General features: G+C 44.9%; 12 protein-coding genes. 7 read left to right on the forward strand and 5 right to left on the reverse strand.

Features of this window, described 5'->3' with window-relative positions; all coding sequences use genetic code 11:
• Positions 1-54 precede the first annotated feature (54 nt).
• The 3 genes from ABWT76_RS08210 to ABWT76_RS08220 all read right to left on the reverse strand — a co-directional run bounded on the left by ABWT76_RS08210 (position 55) and on the right by ABWT76_RS08220 (position 5545).
• Positions 55-1941, reverse strand: a complete 1887-nt coding sequence (locus ABWT76_RS08210; RefSeq protein WP_054464536.1) for a WD40 repeat domain-containing serine/threonine-protein kinase — start codon at positions 1939-1941, stop codon at positions 55-57.
• Between the two features lie 195 nt (positions 1942-2136).
• On the reverse strand, positions 2137-3969 hold the full coding sequence (locus tag ABWT76_RS08215; RefSeq protein WP_054464537.1) for a serine/threonine-protein kinase: 1833 nt from the start codon (positions 3967-3969) through the stop codon (positions 2137-2139).
• Between the two features lie 316 nt (positions 3970-4285).
• On the reverse strand, positions 4286-5545 hold the full coding sequence (locus tag ABWT76_RS08220) for a serine/threonine-protein kinase (protein WP_054464538.1): 1260 nt from the start codon (positions 5543-5545) through the stop codon (positions 4286-4288).
• Positions 5546-5969: 424 nt separating this feature from the next.
• On the opposite strand from ABWT76_RS08220, the gene ABWT76_RS08225 reads away from it, so the two are divergent.
• Complete coding sequence (locus ABWT76_RS08225; RefSeq protein ID WP_354635921.1) at positions 5970-7679, forward strand: ABC transporter ATP-binding protein/permease; 1710 nt, start codon at positions 5970-5972, stop codon at positions 7677-7679.
• A gap of 56 nt (positions 7680-7735) precedes the next feature.
• On the opposite strand, the gene ABWT76_RS08230 is transcribed toward ABWT76_RS08225, so the two are convergent.
• Entirely contained in the window at positions 7736-7936 is a 201-nt protein-coding gene (locus tag ABWT76_RS08230; RefSeq protein ID WP_156331479.1) for a hypothetical protein, read from the reverse strand.
• 1263 nt (positions 7937-9199) lie between these two features.
• On the opposite strand from ABWT76_RS08230, the gene ABWT76_RS08235 reads away from it, so the two are divergent.
• The 5 genes from ABWT76_RS08235 to ABWT76_RS08255 all read left to right on the forward strand — a co-directional run bounded on the left by ABWT76_RS08235 (position 9200) and on the right by ABWT76_RS08255 (position 15142).
• Positions 9200-10048 carry a cyanophycinase gene (locus ABWT76_RS08235; RefSeq protein WP_054464541.1) on the forward strand — a complete coding sequence of 283 codons (849 nt, stop codon included), beginning with the start codon at positions 9200-9202 and terminating at the stop codon, positions 10046-10048.
• Positions 10049-10232: 184 nt separating this feature from the next.
• A complete protein-coding gene (cphA, locus tag ABWT76_RS08240) occupies positions 10233-12884 on the forward strand; it encodes a cyanophycin synthetase (RefSeq protein ID WP_054464542.1) in 2652 nt (883 codons plus the stop codon).
• A gap of 195 nt (positions 12885-13079) precedes the next feature.
• Positions 13080-13820 (forward strand): phycocyanobilin:ferredoxin oxidoreductase, encoded by a 741-nt coding sequence (locus ABWT76_RS08245; protein ID WP_054464543.1) that lies wholly within the window; start codon positions 13080-13082, stop codon positions 13818-13820.
• Between the two features lie 113 nt (positions 13821-13933).
• On the forward strand, positions 13934-14239 hold the full coding sequence (locus tag ABWT76_RS08250; RefSeq protein ID WP_054464544.1) for an acylphosphatase: 306 nt from the start codon (positions 13934-13936) through the stop codon (positions 14237-14239).
• A gap of 189 nt (positions 14240-14428) precedes the next feature.
• Positions 14429-15142, forward strand: a complete 714-nt coding sequence (locus tag ABWT76_RS08255; RefSeq protein ID WP_054464545.1) for a Uma2 family endonuclease — start codon at positions 14429-14431, stop codon at positions 15140-15142.
• A gap of 111 nt (positions 15143-15253) precedes the next feature.
• Here the strand turns inward: ABWT76_RS08255 and ABWT76_RS08260 are convergent, their stop codons facing one another.
• Positions 15254-17626: a hypothetical protein gene (locus ABWT76_RS08260; RefSeq protein ID WP_354635922.1), complete on the reverse strand. Its 2373-nt coding sequence runs from the start codon at positions 17624-17626 to the stop codon at positions 15254-15256.
• Between the two features lie 506 nt (positions 17627-18132).
• On the opposite strand from ABWT76_RS08260, the gene ABWT76_RS08265 reads away from it, so the two are divergent.
• Complete coding sequence (locus tag ABWT76_RS08265; RefSeq protein WP_156331480.1) at positions 18133-18300, forward strand: hypothetical protein; 168 nt, start codon at positions 18133-18135, stop codon at positions 18298-18300.
• Positions 18301-18348: the final 48 nt, after the last annotated feature.

Genomic DNA, 18348 nt, shown 5'->3' on the forward strand with positions numbered 1-18348 from the left:
CCATCCAATGGCGGTGGTTGCCCCCAATCCAATGGCGGTGGTTGTCCCGGATGCCTAGGTATGCCAAATTTTAATGCTATCGTCTCCCGCGCCACTAGCCAGTAATTGACCATCGGGACTGAAAGCCACCGAAAAAACTCGCTCTGTATGACCCGTTAAGGTCTGCTTGCGTTTTCCGATATTCAGATCCCAAAGTATAATCGTCTCATCCCGGGAACCACTGGCCAAAGTCTTGCCATCAGGACTAAAAGCCACCGCATTCACCCGTTCTGTATGGCCGGTAAAACAGCAAATTTGTTCACCCGTTTCCACATCCCAGAGGATAATATTGTTAGGTTGAAAACCGCCAGCGGCTAAAGTTTGGCCATCGGGACTAAAAGCCACCACATTCACCAAACCAAAATCGCTATCCAGGGTACGAATTGGTTTACCAGTATTTGCATTCCACAGAATAATCGTCTGATCCCGAGAACCACTGGCGACAATTGAGTCATCAGGACTAATGGCTACCGAATAAACCCAACCGGAATGACCTTTGAGAATATGACGCGGCTTACCCGTTGTCACATCCCATAAAATCACTTTACTATCCCAACCTCCACTGACCAGACTTTGACCATCAGAACTAAAAGCAACGGAATTGACTAATTCTGAATGGCCAGAAAACCAGCCCCCCAGGGTGCGAATGGGTTGACAAGAGGCCACATCCCACAGGACGATTTTTTTATCCCGCGAACCACTGGCTAAGATCGTGCCTTCAGGATTAAAAACTGCGGATAAAACGATATCCGAATGACCCATCATGGTGCCAACGGCGGCACGGGTTGCCACATCCCATAAAATAATTTTGTGATCAGTGCTGCCACTGGCAATATACTTGCCATCAGGACTAAAACTGACAGACCAAACCCAGCCAGTATGACCCTTGAGGGTATCCACCGATTCTGATTGATTTGCCTGAAGTTCCGGTTCTTCGAGTACCGTGAGATGGTGCGGCGGCACCGCGCCCAAGAGGTCTGCCAAGGCTTGTTCAGCAGTTTGATAGCGATCGTTTAGCCCTTCTTGTAAGAGTTTTTCCAGGACGATCGTTAATTCTTCACTTAATCCGGTTTTAATTTGCTCGATCGCCTCTGACCAACGCCACCCGCCTTTAAGAAAATCATAAAGCTCATTGATCGGCGCATCCGTCAGCAGTCGCATACAAGTAACGCCCAAACTATACAGATCGCTGGCCGGATATACCGTGCCACAACGCACCTGCTCAAGGGGTGCATATTCATTGGTTAACTTGGCCACTCCGGTATTCACCAAACCCATACTCACCAATTCGGGAGAAAGGGCAAAATCAATCAGCACCAATTCACCTTCTCTAGCTTCACCGCGATCCCGATTGGGTTCAGATGTACTGCGGCGCAAAATATTTTCTGGTTTGATATTGCCGTGAATCACCTGATTATCATGGATTACCTTCAGTACCGGCAATAATTCTTTTAACAATTTTTCAATTTTTTTTATTTTAAAAACTCCCTCTTCTTTTAATTCTTCTAGTAAGTTTTCTCCTTCAATAAATTCTTGCACCAGATAGAGTTGTTTCCGCTCTTCAAAGTAATCTATTACGGCAGGAAGTTGAGGTTGATTGCCCAAACTTTGTAACGCTTCAGCTTCCTTAAAAAAAAGATCTATCGCTTTGTTCAAATAGTTGTCGCTTGGTTGAATTCCGAAGGTTAAACTGTCTTGGATCATCACTTGTTTAATGACAACAAACTGGTTTTCCCGATCGCGTTCATCAACCCCTAAAAAAGTTCTCCGACATCCTCCTCTCCCCAAAATTGAGATGCCGCGATAACGGTTATGGAGGAGTAGCAGTGAACCGCAGGCTAAACAATGGCTTTCATCTAAATTTTGAGGGTTTGGACAAACTGGATTAAAGCAATAACTCATAAACACCACCGTTCAGGAGACTTGTATTATCATAGTTCTGCGCCAGGATTTTGCCGATCATTTTTTACCGTCGGTTAATTGTTCGCCTAAATTTTCAGCCTAAATTTGAGCAGGCAAGTTTGGCAGCAGATAACTGGCCGAATTCAGTTTTCTATATTTTTTGGCTGAGAAAAATAATTAATCTCCTAAATGAATTCAGGAAAGCCAAATCTTAATCGTCTTATCCCAACTACTGCTGACGAGTCGAGTCCCATCAGGACTAAATGCCAGGGATGTAATCGGGCCGGAATGCCATAGGAGTGAGCATAACTCTTTGCCCTGGTAAACCGACCAAAGTTTAATGGTGCTATTTCGATCGCCACTGGCAAAAATCTGGCCATTGGGATTAATGGCGATCGCCTGCACCCAGCTTGACTGATTAGCCAAATTATAGACCAACTTTTCCGTAGCAATTTCCCAAATTTTGATCGTTTTATCTTCACTGCCACTAATCAGTTTAGTCCCATCGGGACTAATTGCCACAGAACGCACCGAAGCTTCATGTCCCCAAAAGGTAGTTTTCAGGGTCATACTAGGAATATCCCAAAGTTTAATGGTGTGGTCATCATAGCCTCCACCACTAGCCAGAGTCGCACCATCGGGACTAAAAGCGATCGATTCAACATACCCGCTATGGCCGGTCAGGAAACCGAGCCGTGTCCCCCGTTGAGGATCCCAGAGTTGGATCGTACTGTCAAAACTGCCTCCGGCCAGGATTTTGCCGTCCAGACTAAAGGCCAAACTAAGGATATATCCTGAAGGGGTGGAAATTTCGCGTAAAAGTTCACCGCTGCCGAGACGCCATAGTTTAATGGTATTGTCTAAACTCGCGCTGGCGAGAATTTGGCCATTGGGACTAATGGCGATCGCGCTGACCCACCGCTGATGACCTGTCAGAGTCCCTAACAAATGGCCATTGTCCAGATGCCAAAGTTTAATGGTTTTATCGTAGCTGCAACTGACTAAAGTTTGACTATCAGGACTAATCGCTACCCCGATCGCATAGTGATCGTGTCCGGTCAGGGTATGCTCACATTTCCAGTTTTGGGACAATTTCCCGGCGATCGCCGACTGGGGTATAGATTTCGGCGCCGCAATCGATCCACCTAAGTCCGCGATCGCCTCTGCTGCGGATTGATAGCGATCGCTCACCCATTCTTGCAGCATCTTATCCAAAACTTTTTGCAGGCGATCGGGAATCATTCTCCCTTGTTTTTCTAACGCTTCCTTCCACAACCAACGACCATACATCGGATCGTAAAGATCGTCGGGAAGTTCACCCGTCAGCAAATGAACACAAGTCACCGCCAAACTATAAAGATCGCTCGCGGGATAAGCCTTACCCCCGCGTAATTGTTCAATCGGCGCATATCCTTCCGTACCAATTTTTGTCCCCGTTTTAATTAACATACTCCCAGTTAATTGCTTCGCCACCCCAAAATCAATTAACACCAAACTGCCATCCTGCCGCCGCATAATATTTTCTGGCTTAATATCCCGGTGAATAATATTTTTTTGATGAATATCTTGTAAAATAACCAAAATTTCTCGTAAAACATTCTCAACTTTATTCACCGAAAAAGCCCCATTTTGATGCAACTCTGCTAATAAATTATCCCCCTCAATAAACTCCTGCACCAAATATAAGCGGCCTGCCTCCTCAAAATCAGCAAACAACGTCGGCACCTGCCGATTACTCCCCAGACTCAACAACTGCCGAGCCTCCTGAGTAAACATTTCCTGAGCCTTTTTCAACAACCCCACATTATGCTGAACTTGAGGCAAAGGCAAAAATTGTTTAATCACACAAGGCGCATTTAACCTCATAGAATCTTGCGCCAAAAAAGTCCGGCCAAATCCCCCCTCTCCCAACAATTTAATCGCTCGATAACGCTCTTTCAGTTGCACCGAAGCACCACAACTGAGGCAAAATTTAACCTCATCATAATTCTCTGGATTGGGACACTGGGGATTTAGGCAATAAATCATATATTTTGTTCTTTGTTGATTGTTCTTTGTTGTTGGTTGTTAGTTGTTTGTTGTTTGTTTGTTGGGGAACGGGGAACATTTATCAGGGAACGGGGAACGCAGAGGAGAGGAGTAGAGGAGATGAGGAGCAGAGGAGATGAGGAGCAGAGGAGCAGAGGAGCAGAGGAGAAAATTATCTCCTCCGCGCCCCCGCGCCTCCGCGCCCCCGCGCCCCCGCGCCACTGTTCCCTGTTCCCTGTTCCCTGTTCCCTAACAAACAACCACCAACCAACAACAAACAACAAATAACTAATAACCAATAACTAATAACCAATAACTAACTTTTTTCTCCAAACTCCGCCTTCATCGCCTCCAACTCTGCCTGAATGGGATCAAAAGCCGGAGATTTTGGGGTTGACTGAGGTGATTTCGCCGTTGGGGAAGGACTTGGGGGAGATGCCGGTTGCTTGGGCTGGGTCTGACTCAACTCACTTTTCACCGTCTCTAGCAATTTCGAGATTTCATCCGGCTGTGGTGAACCCTGTTGTTGTTTTGGCTGGGGATGTTGGGGATAAGCGATCGCGAAGCCGTGCCGGTGTACTATCGCTGTCCCTGGAGGAATAGGTGGCTGTGTCACCGGCAAACTAACCTGAGTCATGGTTTGACTATAACCACCGTCCACCGCTTGCAGCACCGCCGCCGCCGACTGATATCGGTCTTTCACCGCTTCTGCCAGCATCTTATCTAAAATTTGCCTTAACTCATCGCTCACCGAACCCCCTTTTTGTCTGAGAACTTGCCACCAAATCCATTCCCCTGCCTGTGGATTAAATAACTCATGCGGGGGAACTGCGGTCAACAAATGAACGCAAGTCACCGCCAAACTATATAAATCACTTGCGGGATAAACTTGTCCCCGCCAAATTTGTTCTAAGGGGGCATAACCTTGGGTGCCAGTAATCGTGCCGCTTTCAGCCAATTCACTCTGAGTGCCTTGCTTGGCTACCCCAAAATCCACCAGCACCAAAGCTTCCCTCAACTGCCCAGCAGCGGAAACGCTGGTAGGGGTCTGGTGTCGTAACTGCCGTCTTAAAATATTTTCTGGCTTAATATCGCGGTGAATCACCCCATTTTCATGGATAAATTGCAGCACGGGCAACAACTCCCGCAATAGCTGCCAAATTTTGGCCTCGCTGAAAGCCCCTTGCTGCTGCAATTCCTGCCATAAATTGCCGCCATCAATAAATTCTTGTATAAGATAAAGACGTTTGTCTTGTTCAAAGTAGGCATACAACGTAGGAATTTGTGGATGTTCTCCCAATTTCAGCAGTTGTACCGCTTCCCGGTTAAACAGTTCCGTGGCTTTGGATAAAGCGGCTGAGTTTTGTGTTTGGGGAAAAAACTGTTTAATCGCACATGGGGTTTTCAGTCGATCTTCATCGACACCTAAGAATGTACGACCAAAACCTCCCGCACCAATGAGTTTAATGGCACGATATCGCTCTTTGAGTAATAACGGGGATCCGCAATTTAAACAAAATTTGGTATCAGGGGGATTTTCGGGACGTTGACACTGAGGATGAAGACAATAGGTCATGGTGGTTACTGAGTTGTAAATTTTCCGATCGCCAGAGAATAGCTATTATCTGTCTGACTTGTGCAGAAATCTTGTGCAGAAATATTTAAGGATTCATTCGATCTACTGACCAATAGGCTATTTGATTAAAATAGATTTCACATTAGGAGGTTAAAGGCTAAAACATATCGGCTAACGCGACAGATCGATCGCTGTTTCACTTGAATCATCTTCTATTATATATCGGATTGTTGCTTAAATAACAGATAATCTTGATTTTTTTTCAATTGGTTGCCTATTCCTGGCGATCGGCTTATATGGTTACCTTAAAATGCGATTATCAAAGACTATTTTTTTAATTTTTTTTATTTATATAGGGTTTAAGCAATAAGAGTATAATCGCTATTTTTTATGTTAATTGATTGATGATTTAGGTTTCAAAGCAATGAATAAAATTAAAAAATTTTTCCAAGAATTAGCTAATATTGTTTTACCTTATTTTATGTCGGAGAAAAAATGGCAAGCATGGCGAATTTTTAGCCTAATGATGATTTTGATGTTAGGATTTAGAGGCTTGTCCGTGGTGAACAGCTATGCAATGAGAGACTTAATGACTGCGGTGGCGGACAAAAACTCTTTAGAGTTTCCTCAAGCCTGTTTAAAGGTTTTCGCGGTCTTTACGACGTTGGCTGTTTTCATGGTATTTTGGCAATATACCCAAGATTTACTGCAAATAAACTGGCGAAAATGGCTGACTAATGATATTTTGAAAAAATATTTTGCTCAACAAAATTATTACAAAATACAATCCGAGCATACAATTGACAACCCCGATCAACGAATTTCTCAAGATGTGAATAATCTGATTCGCTTAACCATTGACATTATTGGATTAATAGTTGGAGAAATTTTAGAAATTGGCGCTTTTGTGACAATTTTGTTGACTTTAGATATATTTTTAGCCAAATTAGCAATTATCATTGCGATCGCCCGCACAGTAATTACTTTAATAATTGGCAAAAAATTCAGTTTTCTTAAATTTAGAGAGTTGCAATTAGAGGCGGATTTTCGTTATGGGCTGGTGCATACGAGAGATCATAGCGAGTCGATCGCCTTCTATCACGGTGAGGAGTACGAATATAATAAGATTAGTCAAAGATTTGTCTATGTAGTCAAAAATTTTTATCAGCTAATCGGGGTCAAAAGAAATTTAAACTTATTTACCAGAACTTCCGGATTTTTCGTCAGTAATTTACCGATAGTATTTTTGGCTCCCCGATTCTTTGCTGGGGAAATAGAATTTGGTGAGATTACTCAAGCATCTGGAGCTTTTATGTCAATTTATGGCTCTTTGTCACTGATTGTAGACCAATTCGATCGCCTAACTGACTATAAAGCAGAAGTAGATCGTTTAGGCACCTTGGTCGAGGTGCTCTCGAAGCCACCGAAACTCGAACAGTCGGAATTCCCAACGATTAAAACAGTAGAAAAAAATTGTATAAATCTCAAAAATGTTACGTTACAAACTCCTGATTACCAAAGAACCTTGGTGACAGATTTATCCGTGGAAGTTCCACCGGGTCAAGGCTTATTAGTGGTGGGACATTCGGGAGTTGGGAAAAGTTCGTTAATGCGATCAATCGCCGGGTTATGGAATTCTGGAACGGGATGTATTATGCGACCAAAACCAGAAGAAACTTTGTTTTTACCTCAACTTCCTTACATGGTTATCGGCGATCTCCGCAGTCAGTTGTTATATCCGAAAACGGATAAGATAGTGAGCGATACCCAACTGCAAGAAGCCCTGGAAAAAGTCAACCTGGCCGATTTAACCGAAAGAGTTGGGGGCTTTAATGCTGAATTAAACTGGCCCGATGTTTTATCCTTGGGAGAGCAACAGAGATTAGCATTTGCTCGGTTACTGATTGCTCAACCTCCCTATGCAATTTTAGATGAATCAACCAGTGCTTTGGATGTCGAAAACGAGAAACGTCTTTATCATCTACTCAAACAAAAAAATACCACTTTTATCAGTGTGGGTCACCGACCTACTTTAGTTCAGTACCATCAATTAGTATTGAAGTTAATCGGAAATGCTAATTGGCAGCTTATTTCTGCTCAAGAATATCATCCCGATGAGATTGATTTTGGCTAAAGGTTACTACGCGATCGCCCGGTGCGGTATCGGTTCAGGGACATGAATAATTGTCACTAATTGCCTGAATTACCATCGGCAGTCAACCAGGACGGATCGGATTCGCCAGCAATGCTTAACTCACCCGATGAATCAAATTTTTGGCAGACTGATGGTAAACATTCCCAGGCGCGATCGCCAGATAGGGTCTGGGAATTGCCCTGACCTAGGAAACCTCTGAAGATTCTCCTCTGTTTCCCAGAGGCAACTTCTACCATTTACAAAAAATTATGCAACAGTAAGTATTTATATTGTAGGGTGGGCAGGAATTCAAGCATCATATATGGTAGGGTGGGTAAAATATGCCTGCCCACCCGAAGAATGTTAAAGGTTGTTGGATGAATTTTTGTAAATGGTATTCCTTTGATAACTCTAAAAAACTGCCGAAAGGTAGTCCTAGAGTCAGGAAGTCATCACTCATGGTCACGGCGAAAGTTTATCAGTCATTGTTGACCAAGTTAACGAATCTTCATGTTGAGGCCGAAAGAATTTGGGGAAAGAATGCTACATGAGTGATTTCAGAACCGATGGCTTTCCTGATTTCAAATTCAGAGAAACTTAAAAATTGAAGCCAAAGTTAAGAATTGAAGATTCTGTGCTTGATGTGACGATTGATCGGCGCACTTGGTGGTAAAATACCCTCAAAGTTACTCCTAAAATTATTGAAAAAGCGCTATGCACCCGTCACCAACTGTTTTTTGGCCAGTTCAATGGCTGGGAAAACGCCGGAAATAAGCCAGAGTACCTGCTGAAATTTCAGCGAGTGGATTTTCGGTAAATGCCACCGGGACGGGATTGTAAACGCTTAAGCTAATTATATAGTTCTGGAGCAATTAGAGGAGCCGCACAATGGCAAAGTGTCTGCAAGAGTGCTGAAATCAATCGGCTAACTCCAACTGAGTATCGGAACAAAATCAATGATAGTGAGGGGATTTACCGTTCGGTAAAAATATGCTCGCGGAAAATCTTGATTTCGTTTCGGCGAGTCATGGCGCCCATAAGAGTGGTTGAACAGGGCTGAGAATTCTGAACAGCTAGAGTCCCGTGTGGGGTTTAATTCTTCTGTCCGATCGCCTGCGAAACCCATTCGCGCCATTCTAGTCAACCGCCCCGATGATAGTTTCGGTAAGATGAGAGTTTCGGTAAAGCGTCACGTTTTATTGTATGATTTTCATCCCACTAATAAAGCGTAAACCGGGCTTTGATTCAGATATCCCTTTGTTTGACCTGAATAGGTAGAGTTATTAATCATTCTCGCGCCCCTATTATATTTTGAACAGGCCAATCTTGGAGTGGAAATATCTCGATTCCGCCAAAGGCGGATCGCTACCGCGAATCGCATCTGTGGGTTCCATTGATCCGGACTCCAAACAGACATTACGGTGAGCCACTGGAAATCACGAAAACAATCTTTCCTCGTAAAAAAATTTCGGGGTTCTGTAACCGAAGAGCAATTGAAAAGGCCAATAGCAGTATCATCCATGCAGCAGTTAGAATTAAACTCCCTTACACAAAAAATGCCCCCACCACTTAAAAACACGGTCATGGTGATTGGGGGGGCAGAAGACAAGGTTCATGGCCGAGAAATCTTGCATACATTTTTTATGCGTTCAGGCGGTACAGAGGCAAAGCTGGCAATTATTCCCTGTGCATCCAGAGAACCAGAAGCAATCGGTAGTCGCTACCGGGAAATCTTTCAGGATATGGGGGCGCAACGCATAGAGGTGCTCGATATCCGCGAACGCACTGAAGGGGAAGATCCTCGTTGGCAAGAGTACCTGGAACAATCTACAGGGGTGTTTATGACCGGCGGGGATCAACTGAGGCTTTGTGCTTTGGTGGCGGATACACCGTTAATGGAAAAGTTGCGGATGAAAGTACGAGAGGGTAGCATTGTCCTCGCGGGGACCAGTGCCGGAGCAGCAGTCATGGGTCATCACATGATCGCTGGTGGGGGTTCCGGAGAATCTCCTAATCGTTCTTTGGTGGATATGGCCACCGGCTTAGGAATTATTCCTGAAGTGATTGTGGATCAACACTTTCAGAACCGAAATCGGATGGCTCGCTTATTGAGTGCGATCGCCTCTCATCCCAACCGCATCGGCGTAGGCATTGATGAAGATACTTGTGCCATGTTTGAAGCTGATGGCATCGTCGAAATTATGGGCAAAGGCACGGTGACAATCATCGATCCAGGCCCAGCGTTATACACCAATGAGGGTCATATCGGACCGAATGATCCTCTGAGTTTGTATAACCTACGGGTGCATATCCTTTGCCACGGCGATCGCTTCAATATAGCTACAAGAGAAGTGATTCAACGATCATAGGACGGATAAAAAAATAACTCCCTTGGGCTGTTTGGGGACATAGCTTTCCCCAGCCCTAGTGGTTTATCTCCCAATCAGAGATAAATGTTCCTAGTGAACAGTTATGCAACTCAAAAACACCCCACACTCGATTACAGCCAAGCTTTCGCTTGCTCAAAAAAGCGCATCACCCTCTGGGACAGCGATGAAAATACTTAAAATCCAAACATTACGTGGTCCGAACTATTGGAGTATTAGACGCCACAAACTTATTCTCATGCGTCTTGATTTAGAGGACTTGGCAGACAAACCAAGTTCAGAAATTCCTGGCTTTTATGACGGACTGACTGAGACTCTCCCCAGTTTAATCGAACACTACTGCTCTCCTGGCTGTCGCGGTGGATTTCTCAGCCGAGTCAAAGAGGGCACCTATATGGGTCATGTGATCGAACACATTGCCCTGGAACTGCAAGAACTAGCCGGAATGAATGTTGGCTTTGGTCGAACTCGCGAGACTTCTACTCCTGGTATCTACCAAGTCGTCTTTGAATACATCGACGAACAAGCCGGTCGGTATGCCGCCAGAGCCGCCGTTCGGATGTGTCGGAGTATCGTGGATACCGGCAAGTATCCCGCCTCAGAACTGGAACAGGATTTACAAGACCTGAAAGAAATCTATGAGAAAGCTTCCCTGGGGCCAAGTACAGAAGCACTTGTGAAAGAAGCCCACTATAGAGGGATTCCCTGGATGCCCTTAAGTGCTAGGGCGATGATCCAGTTAGGATATGGCGTCTACCAAAAACGGATTCAAGCTACCCTGACGGATTTTAGTAGCATTCTGGGGGTAGAACTCGCCTGTGATAAAGAAGGCACCAAAAGAATTCTCCGGGATGCGGCTATTCCCGTCCCCAGAGGAACGGTGATCCATTACCTAGATGAACTGGAAGACGCGATCGATGAAGTCGGAGGCTATCCTATCGTCCTCAAACCCCTAGACGGCAATCACGGACGGGGGATTAGTATTAATGTCAAGTCCTGGGAGGAGGCGGAAGAAGCCTACGATGCGGCCAGCAATGCGTCAAAAACGAAATCAGTGATTATCGAACGCTACTACACGGGTCGAGACCATCGCCTCTTAGTGATCAACGGGAAACTGGTTGCGGTCGCCGAACGGGTGCCCGCCCATGTGGTAGGAGATGGGTCGTCAACGATTCAAGAACTGATCGAGCGAACCAATCAGGATCCCCGCCGAGGCGTCGGCCATGATAACGTGCTCACCCGCATTACCGTTGACCGAAACAGTGAAATTCTCCTGGAACGCCAAGGCTGTCGCCTAGACACGGTGTTAGACAAAGGCGAAATTTGCTATTTACGGGCTACGGCGAACCTGAGCACGGGGGGAATTGCGATCGATCGCACCGATGAAATTCATCCGGAAAATGTCTGGATTGCCGAACGAGTTTCTCGACTGATTGGCCTAGATATTTGTGGCATTGATCTAGTGACACCAGATATCAGCAAGCCCATGGGAGAAAACGATGCGGTGATCGTCGAAGTCAATGCCGCCCCAGGATTTCGGATGCACGTTTGCCCCAGTGAGGGTCTGCCGCGAAATGTAGCCGCAGCGGTGATGGATATGCTATTTCCCCCAGGCACTCCCAGCCGCGTGCCGATTTTAGCGGTGACGGGGACAAACGGCAAAACCACCACCACGCGATTGCTGGCTCATATCGTCAAGCAAACCGGGTCTGTGGTCGGCTACACCACCACCGATGGCACTTATATCGGCGATTATCTCCTGGAAGCTGGGGACAATACCGGCCCCCAAAGTGCCGAACTGATTCTCCGCGACCCCACCGTAGAAGTGGCGGTGTTAGAAACAGCCCGTGGCGGGATTCTCCGCTCTGGATTAGCCTTTGACGCTTGCGAAGTGGGGGTGATTCTGAATGTCTCCGCTGACCATTTGGGATTGGGCGATATCAATACCATCGAAGAAATGGCCAAAGTCAAGGCGGTGCTGGCAGAAACCGTTATTGCTTCCGGTTATGCAGTCCTGAATGCCGACGATCCCCTGGTGGCAGCAATGGCTCGCCAGATCAAAGCCCAGGTCGCTTATTTCTCGATGAATCCAGACAATGAGCTACTGCGGAGCCACACCCGGGCTGGCGGTTTAGGCGCATTGTATGAGAACGGCTATCTGTCAATTCTGAATGGGGATTGGACAATTCGCCTTGAAGAGGCGGTAAATGTGCCCCTGACAATGGGTGGTCGGGCGCCGTTTATGATTGCCAATGCGTTGGCGGCTTGTTTGGCAGCCTTTGCTCATGGGGTGGAAATAGAAGCCATTCGCGCTGGTTTGGCCACCTTTGAAGCCTCCAGTAAACAAACCCCCGGTCGGATGAATTTGTTTAATTTGGGCGATTATCATGCCCTGATTGACTATGCCCATAATCCCGCTGGCTATCAAGCGGTGGGTGAGTTTGTCCGCAATTGGCCAGGGGAACGGATTGGGGTCATCGGGGGTCCAGGCGATCGCCGCGATGAAGACTTGATCGAACTCGGTAAACTCTCAGCGGAAATCTTTGACTGGATTATCGTTAAAGAAGACAACGATAACCGAGGTCGCCCACGGGGGGATACCGCCCGCTGTATTATGGCAGGCATCGAGCAAGTCAGCACCAAAGCTCGGTATGAAACCATCCTGGATGAAACCAAAGCCATTAACACGGCCTTGGATCAAGCGCCCAAAGGCAGTCTCGTAGTAATTTTTCCCGAAAGTGTTAGCCGCTCCTTAAAAATGATTTCGGAACGTCAACCAATCGAGCAAGAAGCAGCGCCGTCTACGCAGAATAGCTGAAAAGTGCGTTTCCAGATCGAAATCCAGCCCGAAGAAGCTTTTCAGTTTATGTCCGTTTAAAATCTAACTGCTATAATAGACCGGCTTTAGGCCGGTCTTTTTGATCGTGGCAGTCACCATAGCATATATGATCGTTCTTGTGCGGGAAGTTTTTCCCCTTTTTTTCCAGCATGATTATTTTAAGTGGCAAAAACTGTGACAATCACTTCTATTTCTTCAATTCGGACAGAACAACACCCTCTGATCCGCAAATTAGCAGACTGCATTGAAGGAGTCTGGCAACGTTATTTAGATTTATCTCCCTACGATTTGCCTGGGGATTTAGGCTATGTGGAAGGGCGATTGGAAGGAGAAAAACTGAGAATTGAAAATCGCTGTTATCAAACCCCGCAGTTTCGCAAGCTGCATTTGGAATTGGCAAAAGTGGGGACGCAATTAGATATTTTGCATTGTGTAATGTTCCCCAATCCTAACTATCCTTTGCCCATGTTTGGCACAGATTTGGTCGGTGGTCGGGGCAAAATTAGTGCCGCGATCGCTGATTTATCTCCCACCAGTCCCACCCTGACTTTGCCCCCCCCTTACATTCAACTATTAAAAGCTTTACCAGAAATTCATTTCTCCCAACCCCGCGATTTACCAGAATGGGGAGATATTTTCTCAGAATTTTGTCTATTTGTCCGACCCAATAGTGAGGGGGAAGAAGAATTATTTCTCTCTCGTGTGGAGTCTTATTTAGAAATTCACTGTCAGATGGCTTTAGCTATGCAACCCGTCGCCGACGAAGAAAGGTTACAGATTATCGCCGGACAAAGAAATTATTGCAGTAAACAGCGTCAGAATGATAAAACTCGGCGGGTTCTGGAAAAAGCTTTTGGGGAAGAATGGGCAGAATCTTATATGACGAATGTACTGTTCGATCTTCCCGAAGATTAGTTGTTATTTTACGGTTTTTCTGTCAGAAAATTAGCTTTTAGGTTTTAGGTTTTTAAGGTTTAATCTGCCTAAGATTTGATCGATAATTTTTTTCGTTTATTTTCTTTATATCAATGGAAAATCTATCACCTCGTCAGCGAAAAATTGCCGCGCGTGTTTTAATTTCTGGCAGAGTTCAGGGGGTTTTTTATCGCGCATCCACCCAAGAAGCTGCACAACTTAAAGCGGTGCATGGTTGGGTGCGAAATCTCCCTGATGGCCGGGTAGAAGCCTTTTTTGAAGGAACAACAGAAGCGGTTGAAGCGATGATTCAATGGTGTCACCAAGGCCCACCGGGAGCGCGAGTTACTAAAGTGGTTGTGGAATATCAGGAATCTCAAGATTTGCCCGGATTTGAAATTCAATATTATCCCCGTTAGGGTAGTGAATGGTTAGCCTAAAAGCTATCATTAAAAGAGTTGGTTAACAATGGAAATAATTAACCACCACCATTCAATAGGTATTATAGCAAGGTTCAGAGATGAGTCGGTGTAGAAGGCGATCCGAATTTCGGTCGGATCGCCTACAATAAACTAAATTCCCGCTCAACGATTCTATGAGGTTGCATAATGACTGTCCTACCTCAGACCTCAGTTGCTGAGATAAAAATTACCTGGCCGAAACTTCCAGAAGACTTTGTACTCCCTGACGACCCAGTGGAAAATTTAGAACATCCTTTATTAGCGAATGCCCTCCGTCAATCTTTGACTCCAGAGTTATGCCAAGACGCCCTAATTACCGCTAACTTTGCATTGTGTGCTGCTATTGATAATCGCCCTATTTGCAAAGCCCCCGATTGGATGTATGTTCGTCCCGTTGCCCCTTGGTCAAATCCTGAACCTCGTCGCAGCTATACTCCTCAGACTGAAGGACCAGTGCCATTAATCGTGATAGAATTCTTATCAGATACTTATGGGGAAGAATATTCCGTAGAATTTCAAAAGCGCATTGGCAAATGGTACTTTTATGAACAAATTATTAAAGTACCCTTTTATGGGATATTTCACCCCCAAAGCGCCGATCTAGAATTGTACGCTTTAGAATCCAACGGATATCAAATTCAGATTCCTGGTGCTAATGGTTTATATTGGATTCCCGGACTAGAGTTATTTTTAGGAGTCTGGCAGGGAACCCGTGACAACCGTACAGGCAATTGGTTGCGCTGGTGGGATGCTGATGGTGAACTGCTTCTATGGCCCGAAGAACGGGCTGAAAAAGAGCGCCAGCGGGCGGAAAAACTAGCGCAACGGTTGCGTGAGTTGGGCGTAGATCCGGATAGTTGATATCATAGATTCGGAAAATTCACCGATAAAATTTACCACAAAGACACAAAGGACACAAAGGGAGATTTCCCTATGTGTCCGCTGTTGTTAAATATGGAAATTAATGGATGCTTAACCTGGGGAATATTGTTGACCCAGTTCTCGGAGTAATTTAGTCAAACTATCCTGCTCTGATTCATTGCTTAACATTTTGACTAAATCTGCCATCTTGAATAAGTCCTGCTTAAATTGCTCATCAGATAGCTGTGACACTAATTTTTCTGGGAAAAAACGGACTAAATCAGGATTATTAGACCATAGTTCCAGGACATTCTTTAATTGGGGAAATTTCTGAATTGACTGATTGTTAGTTAAAACAACTAGAGCATCTTTTAGCTTAGACAATTGATCTTTTTTGATTTGATCGGAAACCAAATCGCCTAACTTCGGTTGAGCATCGGTAATCTTGACTAATTTTTGGATCTGGCGTAAATTACTTTTGTAATTATCGTCAGATAAAATGTCAATTACCTGGCTCAACTGAGACAATTCTTCTTGTTGTTGTTTGTCAGCAAACAGAACACCTAATTGTTTTTCTGTCTTGACAAATGTGGCTAAATCCTGGTAATTAATAGAGTTATTGTTCCAAATAATTCTGTCATCAGCAAACGCAATTCCTCCTTGATAAAACCCAGCACTGGTATCTATCAAAGCAATAACTTTTTCGTTATCGTTGACAGGCAACCATTTTTCTAAAGCCTTTGAGAGCTTATCCAAGGGAATATTAGGAGCAGAGAAAGCATTGGTAAAGCTGTATTTTCCCTGTACCTGATTTTGCAGAAATTGTTTGATATCACCGGGTATTTCTTCTTCCGTATAGGTGTAGGTTCGAGTTTCTACCTCGGAAAGCACTGATTGATCCCGTTTCTTGGCATTTTTGAGGAATGACCAAACTAAAAATGCTGTACCGGATGCAACCGCTGCCGCACCGCCAGTAATTGCAGTAATTCCACCAAGAGCGGCGATCGTCGCAGTCGTTGCCGCCGCACCGGATAAAGTTCCGGCTACGCCCAAAGCACTCGCCGCAGTCCAAGCGGCCAAAACACTTGTAGCGCCAGTAATTGTTCCTGTTCCGATCGCAATTCCCAGGTTTTTTTGGTCTTCACCATCCATTTTTGAGACTAATGCGATCGACAGCATTCCGGCGGCTCCGATCAGGGCGGCTCCTCCGGTAGCTACAGCTAACCCACCGAGCATTCCCAAACCCCCGGCAGCCACAGAACCACCACCCAAAGCAGCTAACGTGGCATTGGTCGCCGCCCCTCCAGATAATGTGCTAATTAGAGTACCCGTACCGGCTGACGCTCCACCTGCACTGAGCAAATTTGTCGATACCGGGACGATCGCTCCTCCGATCTTTCCAGCGTTTTGCACTTGGTTTTTGACCTTTTCACTTTTCTGGACAAGCACCTGAACTTTTTGCTTCAAGTCTTCTTGATTATCTAAATTCTGCTCCTTGGCGATCGCATAAACCGCTTTAGCATTATCTGGAATATCCGCTTGAGCGATAAATGAGTTTAAGGCTTTTAAGGTTTCTGTATCTTCTACCGTCTTGCCGTCGCGTACCTGCTCATAAATTAACAGGTAATTGACTTTTTGTTCGTCGGTTAGTTTTGGACTTTGCGAAATCTCGTTGACTAAAATAAGATCGACGGTTAAAGCCCTTGATGTAGCACTGGCTAACTGATAAGTTCCCTTAATTTCTGATGGCAAGTTTGAATCAGCAACAATTGTATCTAAAGCCGTGAGAGCGTTAAAGTCAGGAACAGGTTCATCCGCACGCACATAAGCAAAAGTTGCTCGAATTAGTTTCTTCTCTTCTGGACTCAGTGTAAAGTTTTCTAAGGTAGAGTCAATGGTTTTCTGAATTCCCACTAAACGCGAATTGGTACTAGCAAGTTGATAGCGCTCTTGAATCTTGCTGTCCAGTTTAGAAGAAGCGATCGCATAATCCAACAAATATAAAGCGCTCAGATCGCTAACATACTCACCATCCTCAATTTGCTCATAGACTGATTTACATTTTTCTTGGCTTGATTCTGGGCGAATAAATTGAATATTTTTCTCAATTTCCTGATAAATTTTATCGTCTATTTTTGTTTTTTTGTCATACAATGTATGCAACAGAAGCGTAATATCTTTACCCTCTGAACCACGCCCCTTGATAGCCATCTCTTGGCCATCTTTGATTTTGGCGGGAATTTTCACCGATAAGTCATCTCCCGATCTCAGAGTCACGCTCTGCTGTCCTCCGCTTCGGGCTATTATATACGGAACAAAAATATGATAAGTTTCTGATGAACTGTTGCTGTTGCCTAATCCTTTGCTATCCGCTTGAGCACTCAGGGGATTAATTAGGTCTTTTGTCAGCAAACCCAAAGTTCCTAAAGCGATATAGCTGAGAAAATCACGACGATTTAGAGGAGAACTATTTTGTTTCAGCATAACTAATATCTGAAGAAGTATGACGGTTAATTCTAGTTAAGCATCTGGATTTATAACATTGTTTCCCTGAACCGTGACCAAGCAGGAATCAAACCTAAATTTTTTAGCTAGATTTCAACGATTGGATCGAGGCTATTCTTACCGCTGACTGGCAAACAGACCATAGAAACCGGGCTTTTAGCAAGTCTTACCGGATGAAAGCCTATATTTTGCGTTGATTTACTCGATTTTTCAGTTAGTTCCCGGATCCAAATGACTAAACCCATCCATAGCTATGTTCTCATAAAAAGTGACATAAATTTTAACAACCTATTAAGTTAGCAAATTCTATGGATAAATTCTACAATAGGACTTACAGCGTTTTTCAGACTAATAAACCACGGTAGGGCGAATGGCCATTCGCCCTTGTACGGGCGAGCAAGCGAATCGCCCCTACGGAATGCTTCGCCCCTACAGGTGTTTGTGGTTTATTCAATAGAAAATTGCTGTAGGCAACGACTCTATATATGGGGTATTGGTGTGTCACCGTCTGGGAACAACACCCTACAGATAGCTATGGGCAAATTCTCTCAGGAAAAATCGTGGTTCTAGGAACGCAAGCATTGCGGGCGCAAGCATTGCGGGTGCAAGCCGAAGCGCCCCTACGGATGCAAAACAACCTTATGGCGCTATGAATATGTTAATGAGGAAGGCTTTGCCATGACCGGAAAGAAAATTTTTAC

This window comes from Planktothricoides raciborskii GIHE-MW2 (genome assembly GCF_040564635.1).
Lineage (GTDB): Bacteria > Cyanobacteriota > Cyanobacteriia > Cyanobacteriales > Laspinemataceae > Planktothricoides > Planktothricoides raciborskii.